A 6,331-nucleotide genomic window follows, 5' to 3' on the forward strand; every position below is an offset into this window, starting at 1 on the left:
GTTTCCGCCGGTGCGTTCCGGCCTTCCGGCCTTTCCGCGTCTCCGACCTTACCAGATCCTTTTTCCGTTCCGCCTCGCAGAGGAAGCGGTCCGAATTTCGGTTCCGATCGGGTTCGGAGGATTCACCGGAGGGCGGCGCTTTTACCTGCCGTGTCCTTCGGTGCGCCGCTACTTTAACGGTTCTTCCCGGCGTCTCATAATCGAGCCGTGGGAATCCTTTTTCGACAATGCGAAAAGGACCCGGTGAGGGAATCGTTTCGAGTAGTGGTTGCCGCTTGCCGGTCCGCGCAGAGGGCGCTGCCCTGGTCCAGCGGCTCGGGACACGTTAGGCGGTCCGCAGGTCCTCGTCAAGTAGCCGTGGTGGCGCGTCGCCGGGGGACGTGGGGCCGGTAGCGGCTGACCGTGGGGTCGCCGTCGATCCAGTAGCGCCACGGGTGGGTGGCGCCGTCGCCGCCGACGCCGGTGCGCGGGCCGCTGCGCAGCTGGTCGGGGGCGGCGGGTGTGCCGTACAGCAGGGACAGCGGTGCGGTGGGCCCGGCGCAGAGGTCGGTGCCGTTCAGGGTGCGGTCGACGTCCAGGGCGGTGGCGAGCCGGGCCGGGCCCTTGCAGAGTTCGTGGGCGGAGCGTGCCTTGGGGCGGCGGGCGGCGGCCAGGTGCTCACCGGTGAGGATCTCGCCGCCGCGCAGCAGTACGCCGCTCGCGTGGCCCTCGGGGCCGCAGACGAGGTTGAGGCTGAACCACATGCCGTAGATGAAGTAGACGTAGGCGTGGCCGGGCGGGCCGAACATGGAGGCGTTGCGCTCGGTGCGGCCGCGGAAGGCGTGCGAGCCGGGGTCCTGCTCGCCCGCGTACGCCTCCACCTCGGTGATGCGGAGTTCGATCGGGCCGTCCGGGGTGGCGCGGACGAGGGTGCGGCCCAGGAGGTCGGGCGCCACGTCCAGAACGGGGCGGTCGAAGAAGCCGCGGCCGAGCGGCGTGCGTTCCGGTACGTCGGTCATGGCCTCCGAGGGTAGTGGAGGCGGGTGGTCCGGTGGGCGGTGGTGGCGGCTCTACCCTGGCCGGGCACGTAGTCAGCCAGCGATCAGGAGGTGTCGAGTGTCCGAGCTGAAGCGGCGGCCGCTCCCGCACGATTTCCACCCGCCGGTGGCGGAGTTCACGGTGACCAGTGAGCAGCTGGAGCCGGGTGGGACGCTGCGGCCGGAGCAGGTGTACGCCGAGGGGAACACCTCGCCGCAGCTGCGGTGGGAGGGCGCGCCCTCGGGGACGCGGAGTTACGCGGTGACCTGCTTCGATCCGGACGCGCCGACGGGCAGCGGGTTCTGGCACTGGTCGGTGTTCGACATCCCGGCGTCGGTGACGGAACTGCCCGCGGGGGCCGGGTCGGGGGACATGAAGGGGCTGCCCGAGGGCGCCGTGCATGTCCGCAACGACTACGGGACGCGGGACTTCGGGGGCGCGGCGCCGCCGCCCGGGGACGGTCCGCACCGCTATGTCTTCACCGTGTACGCGGTCGACCAGGAGAAGCTGGGTCCGGACGCGGATGCCTCGCCCGCGGTGGTGGGGTTCAACCTGCGGTTCCACACGTTGGGCCGGGCGCAGCTGATCGGCGCGTACGAGGTGCCCGCCGGCAGCTGATTCCGGGTGGCGCCCGGTAATTCCGTTGCGCCCCGTCGCTTCCCGTCCGCAGAGTGGTGGTCGGCCGGGGGTCCCGTGAGGGGCCTTCGGCGGGCCGGTACCGCGGTGGCGGGGCGGCGGGGCGCCGGTGTGTCGCCCGCCGTGTGCCGGAGGCCCCGGGTGTGCGGGGCCCCGCACCGGTCCGTGCGTTCCGGATCCGTTGTGCACACGGGGGTGGGATCCGTCACGCGTCCGGTTCCGCGGCCGTCCGGTCCTCGATCGGGCGGCCGCTGCCGTCTTTTTCTGATCGTGCGTCATTCTCCTTCTGATACGCGGAAATTGCGTTGTCCGGGTGGGGTCCCGCTTGCAGAGTGGAGCCACTTCGCCGTGGTGGCGAACGGGTTCCGGGAGGTGGTCGGGGTGCGCGAGACGTTGGTGCTCAACGCGGGTTTCGAGCCGCTGGCGACGGTGTCGCTGCGGCGGGCGGTGGTGCTGGTGATGCAGGACAAGGCCGTGGTCGAGCACGCGCACCCGGGGCTGCGCATCCGGGCCGCTTCGGTGGAGGTGCCGGGGCCGCGGGTGATCCGGCTCAGCAGATACGTACGGGTGCCGTTCCGACAACGGGCGCCGTGGTCGCGGCGGGGTGTGCTGGTGAGGGACCGGCACCGGTGCGCGTACTGCGGGCGGCGTGCGACGACGGTGGACCATGTGGTGCCGCGGGCGCAGGGGGGTGGTGACACCTGGCTGAACACCGTCGCCTCGTGTGCCGAGGACAATCACCGCAAGGCGGACCGCACGCCGGAGCAGGCGGGGATGCGGCTGCTGGTGCGGCCGTTCGAGCCGACGCCGGCGGAGACGATGCTGGCTGCGCTCGGGGTGACCGTACGGGACGGGCTGCCCCAGTGGACGGCGCCGGCCGCTTGAGCCGGGGCCCGGCTGCCGTGGTCACCTGCGCAGGAGCGGGACCAGGGCGGTCAGTCCGACGACGAGGACGAGGGCGCGCAGCGCGGTCGGCGGCAGGCGGCGGCCGAGGACGGCGCCGAGGTGGCCGCCGATCGCGGAGCCCGCGGCGAGGAGGGCGACGGCCCGCCAGTCGAGGGCGAGGGCGGCGAGGAAGACGACCGCGGCGGCCCCGTTGACGAGCAGGACCAGGACGTTCTTGAGGGCGTTGACGCGTTGCAGGTCCTCGTCGAGGAGGACGCCCATCAGGGCGAGGTAGACGATTCCCTGGGCGGCGCCGAAGTAGCCGCCGTAGGCGCTGGCCAGGAGGAGTCCTGTGGGGAGGACGGGGCCGCCGTGCGGGTGGGGCGTGCCGCCGTCGCGGAGGCGGCGGGCGCGCAGGGCGCGGGCGAGCCGGGGCTGGGCGGCGACCAGGACGAGGGCGGCGACGACCAGGACGGGGGCGACGGCCTCGAAGGCGCGGGAGGGCAGGGCCAGCAGCAGGAAGGCGCCGGCGAGGCCGCCGGGGAGGGCGACGGCGCCGAGGCGGCGGAGGAGGGGGCGCAGTCCGCGCAGTTCGCGGCGGTAGCCGAGGGCTCCGGCGAGTGAGCCGGGGACGAGGCCGAGGGTGTTGGAGACGTTGGCGGTGACCGGGGGCAGGCCGACCGCCAGCAGGACGGGGAAGGTGATCAGGGTGCCGGAGCCGACGGCGGTGTTGACGGCTCCGGCCGCGAGGCCCGCGCCGAGGACGGCGAGGGCTTCCCAGACGGACATGTGCGCTCCCCCGGCATGATCGGGTGCGTGGGCGCCCGATCATGCCGCAGGGGGCACGGTGATCAGTCGATCGGCGGGACCTCACGGTGCGGCGTGGCGGTCTTGGCGAGGGGGTTGCCGCCGCCGCTGCCTCCGCCGGGGGTGAAGTTGCCGAGGGCGCCGCCGAGGCCCTTGAGGGCGTCGCCGATCTCGCTGGGGACGATCCAGAGCTTGTTGGCGTCGCCCTCGGCGATCTTCGGGAGCATCTGGAGGTACTGGTAGGAGAGCAGCTTCTGGTCCGGGTCACCCGCGTGGATGGACTCGAAGACCGTGCGGATGGCCTGGGCCTCGCCCTCGGCGCGCAGGGCCGCGGCCTTGGCCTCACCCTCGGCGCGGAGGATCGCGGACTGCTTCTCGCCCTCGGCGGTGAGGATCTGGGACTGCCGGGTGCCCTCGGCCTGGAGGATCGCGGCGCGCTTGTCACGGTCGGCGCGCATCTGCTTCTCCATCGAGTCCTGGATGGAGGTCGGGGGCTCGATCGCCTTGAGTTCGACGCGGTTGACGCGGATGCCCCACTTGCCGGTGGCCTCGTCGAGGACGCCGCGCAGGGCCGCGTTGATCTCCTCGCGGGAGGTGAGGGTCCGCTCCAGGTCCATGCCGCCGATGATGTTGCGCAGGGTGGTGACGGTGAGCTGCTCGATCGCCTGGATGTAGCTGGCGACCTCGTACGTCGCGGCGCGGGCGTCGGTGACCTGGTAGTAGATCACCGTGTCGATGTTGACGACGAGGTTGTCCTGGGTGATCACCGGCTGCGGCGGGAACGGCACGACCTGTTCGCGCAGGTCGATGCGGTTGCGGATGGTGTCGATGAACGGGACGACGATATTGAGGCCGGCGTTCAGGGTGCGGGTGTAACGGCCGAAGCGTTCGACGATGGCGGCGCTGGCCTGGGGGATGACCTGGATCGTCTTGATGAGTGCGATGAACACGAGCACCACCAGGATGATCAGGACGATGATGATCGGTGCCACGGCGGCTCCCGTACCCTTCCGTTGTCCTGCCGGCTGCGAACCGGATGCATTGTCGGTCGAGTCTTTCAGAAGACCCGCCGGTAGCGCAGCGGGTTCCGGTCAGATGACCACGGCGGTGGCGCCCTCGATCTCGACGACATCGACCTTTTGACCGGGTTCGTAGACCTGTCCCGCGTCCAGGGCGCGGGCCGACCAGATCTCGCCGCCCAGCTTGATGCGCCCGCCGCCCTCGGCATCGATCCGTTCGAGGACCGTGGCGCTCCTGCCCTTGAGGGCGTCGATGCCGGAGGCGAGCTGGGGGCGCTGGGTGCGGTGGCGGTTGGCGATGGGGCGCACCACCGCGACCAGCGCGACCGAGACGGCGAGGAAGACGACGAACTGCGCGACCGTGCCGCCGCCGACCGCGGCGGTGACGGCGGCCGCGAGGGCCCCGACGGCGAACATCCCGAATTCGGGCATCGCGGTCATGACGAGCGGAATACCCAGTCCTACGGCGGCGATCAGCCACCACACCCATGGATCCACGCGTTCATGGTAGGGCCGCGGTGCCGCCCGGGACAGTGTGCGAGGAGTCAGGAAAGGGGAAGTCCCTGGGCGGTCCAGCGGTCGCTGCCGTTGCGCTCGACGACGAGCGGCAGGCCGAAGCAGTGCGAGAGATTGCCCGAGGTGAGTTCGAGGTCGAGGGGGCCGGCGGCGAGGACCTTGCCCTGGCGGATCATCAGGACGTGGGTGAAGCCCGGCGGGATCTCCTCGACATGGTGGGTGACCATGATCATCGAGGGGGCGTAGGGGTCGCGGGCGAGGCGGCCCAGGCGCCGTACCAGGTCCTCGCGGCCGCCGAGGTCGAGGCCGGCGGCGGGCTCGTCCAGGAGCAGCAGTTCGGGGTCGGTCATCATGGCGCGGGCGATCAGGGTGCGCTTGCGCTCGCCCTCGGAGAGGGTGCCGAACCGGCGGTCGAGGTGCTCGGTCATGCCGAGACGGTCGAGGAAGGCGCGGGCGCGCTGCTCGTCGATGTCCTCGTAGCGCTCCTGCCAGTGGGCGGTCATGCCGTACGCGGCGGTGAGGACGGTCTCCAGGACGGTCTGGCGGCGCGGCATCTTCTCGGCGAGCGCGATGCCGGCGATGCCGATGCGCGGGCGGAGGTCGAAGACGTCGACCTTGCCGAGGCGCTCACCGAGGACGGTGGCGCTTCCGGTGGTCGGGAAGAGGTAGCTGGAGGCGAGGTTCAGCAGGGTGGTCTTGCCCGCGCCGTTGGGGCCGAGGATGACCCAGCGCTCCCCTTCCTTCACCGACCAGGAGACCTGGTCCACCAGAGCCCGTCCCTCGCGGACCACGGATACGTCCACCAGCTCCAGCACATCGCTCATGAGCGCGTTGTCTCCCCTTGTTCCTAGGTCGTCGTGCGCGCCTGTAGGCGCTGCCCCCCAGCAAACCTACGCCACTCGTCACCGATGCCGTTCCCTAGGCTGGGGGGCATGCTCGATGAACCGCGTTCGGGACGGCTGACGGCCTGGGGAAATGCCCTGTTGGCCGGACTTGTCCCACTTGATGATGCTGCGGACCGGATCGCGGACGACGACGCCGTCCACCGCGTGCGGGACCTGCCCGGCGAAGGGGCACCGGTCGGTCTGACGCTGGCCCTGGGCCGGCTGCGGGCCCTGGGGGCGACGGGACTGCGGGTGGCGTTGCCGGCGCCGGGGCATCCGCTGGGGCTGAGCGGGCCGCCGGAGTTCAACGCGCGGGCCCTGGAGGCCGGTGAGGCCGTCGTCGTGGCGGGCACCGGGCTGGGGCTGGTCCCCGAGGTGCGCGAGGCCGGTCCCGAGGGCGGGACGGGCGCCGATGTGCATGTGGAGGTCGTCTGGCACTGCCTGCCGGTGCGCGAGGCGCCGCCCGCCGACGTGCCGTCGCTGGGCGAGGCGGAACGGGAGCTGGCCGAGGCGCTGCGGGAGACGGCCGAGGTGCTGGCGCGGCTCGACGTGTCGGGCTCCGGCCCC

General features: G+C 71.9%; 9 protein-coding genes. 4 read left to right on the forward strand and 5 right to left on the reverse strand.

The features are described from left to right. The coding region (locus AC51EU_RS25565) for a hypothetical protein (protein WP_496269432.1) at nt 1-247 on the forward strand (247 nt) is incomplete at its 5' end. 100 nt (nt 248-347) lie between these two features. Here AC51EU_RS25565 and AC51EU_RS25570 read toward each other — a convergent pair. Next, on the reverse strand, nt 348-998 hold the full coding sequence (locus AC51EU_RS25570; protein ID WP_496269433.1) for a DNA-3-methyladenine glycosylase: 651 nt from the start codon (nt 996-998) through the stop codon (nt 348-350). Nucleotides 999-1,095: 97 nt separating this feature from the next. Between AC51EU_RS25570 and AC51EU_RS25575 the strand changes: the two genes are divergently transcribed. Together AC51EU_RS25575 and AC51EU_RS25580 are read left to right on the forward strand one after the other, a co-directional pair. Continuing rightward, the gene (locus AC51EU_RS25575; RefSeq protein ID WP_496269434.1) at nt 1,096-1,635 is read left to right on the forward strand and encodes a YbhB/YbcL family Raf kinase inhibitor-like protein; all 540 of its coding nucleotides are present in this window, start codon (nt 1,096-1,098) and stop codon (nt 1,633-1,635) included. Between the two features lie 399 nt (nt 1,636-2,034). Further along, the gene (locus AC51EU_RS25580) at nt 2,035-2,538 is read left to right on the forward strand and encodes an HNH endonuclease (RefSeq protein WP_496269439.1); all 504 of its coding nucleotides are present in this window, start codon (nt 2,035-2,037) and stop codon (nt 2,536-2,538) included. Nucleotides 2,539-2,559: 21 nt separating this feature from the next. Here AC51EU_RS25580 and AC51EU_RS25585 read toward each other — a convergent pair whose 3' ends face one another. From AC51EU_RS25585 to AC51EU_RS25600, 4 genes are all read right to left on the reverse strand, one after another. Beyond that, the gene (locus tag AC51EU_RS25585; RefSeq protein WP_496269435.1) at nt 2,560-3,327 is read right to left on the reverse strand and encodes a sulfite exporter TauE/SafE family protein; all 768 of its coding nucleotides are present in this window, start codon (nt 3,325-3,327) and stop codon (nt 2,560-2,562) included. 62 nt (nt 3,328-3,389) lie between these two features. After that, the gene (locus AC51EU_RS25590; RefSeq protein WP_496269436.1) at nt 3,390-4,337 is read right to left on the reverse strand and encodes an SPFH domain-containing protein; all 948 of its coding nucleotides are present in this window, start codon (nt 4,335-4,337) and stop codon (nt 3,390-3,392) included. Between the two features lie 99 nt (nt 4,338-4,436). Next, entirely contained in the window at nt 4,437-4,850 is a 414-nt protein-coding gene (locus AC51EU_RS25595) for an NfeD family protein (protein ID WP_496269440.1), read from the reverse strand. 59 nt (nt 4,851-4,909) lie between these two features. Next, nucleotides 4,910-5,704, reverse strand: a complete 795-nt coding sequence (locus tag AC51EU_RS25600; protein ID WP_496269437.1) for an ABC transporter ATP-binding protein — start codon at nt 5,702-5,704, stop codon at nt 4,910-4,912. A 108-nt stretch (nt 5,705-5,812) separates the two neighbouring features. On the opposite strand from AC51EU_RS25600, the gene AC51EU_RS25605 reads away from it, so the two are divergent. Continuing rightward, nucleotides 5,813-6,331 (forward strand): Rv1486c family protein (locus AC51EU_RS25605; protein WP_496269438.1); only part of this gene is annotated, 519 nt, incomplete at its 3' end.

Source organism: Candidatus Streptomyces philanthi, assembly GCF_059553635.1.

Bases quoted from the DNA above. Each gene is read 5' to 3' on its own strand.
- AC51EU_RS25570 (WP_496269433.1), bottom strand. From the start codon at position 998: ATGACCGACGTACCGGAACGCACGCCGCTCGGCCGCGGCTTCTTCGAC.
- AC51EU_RS25600 (WP_496269437.1), bottom strand. From the start codon at position 5,704: ATGAGCGATGTGCTGGAGCTGGTGGACGTATCCGTGGTCCGCGAGGGA.
- AC51EU_RS25585 (WP_496269435.1), bottom strand. From the start codon at position 3,327: ATGTCCGTCTGGGAAGCCCTCGCCGTCCTCGGCGCGGGCCTCGCGGCC.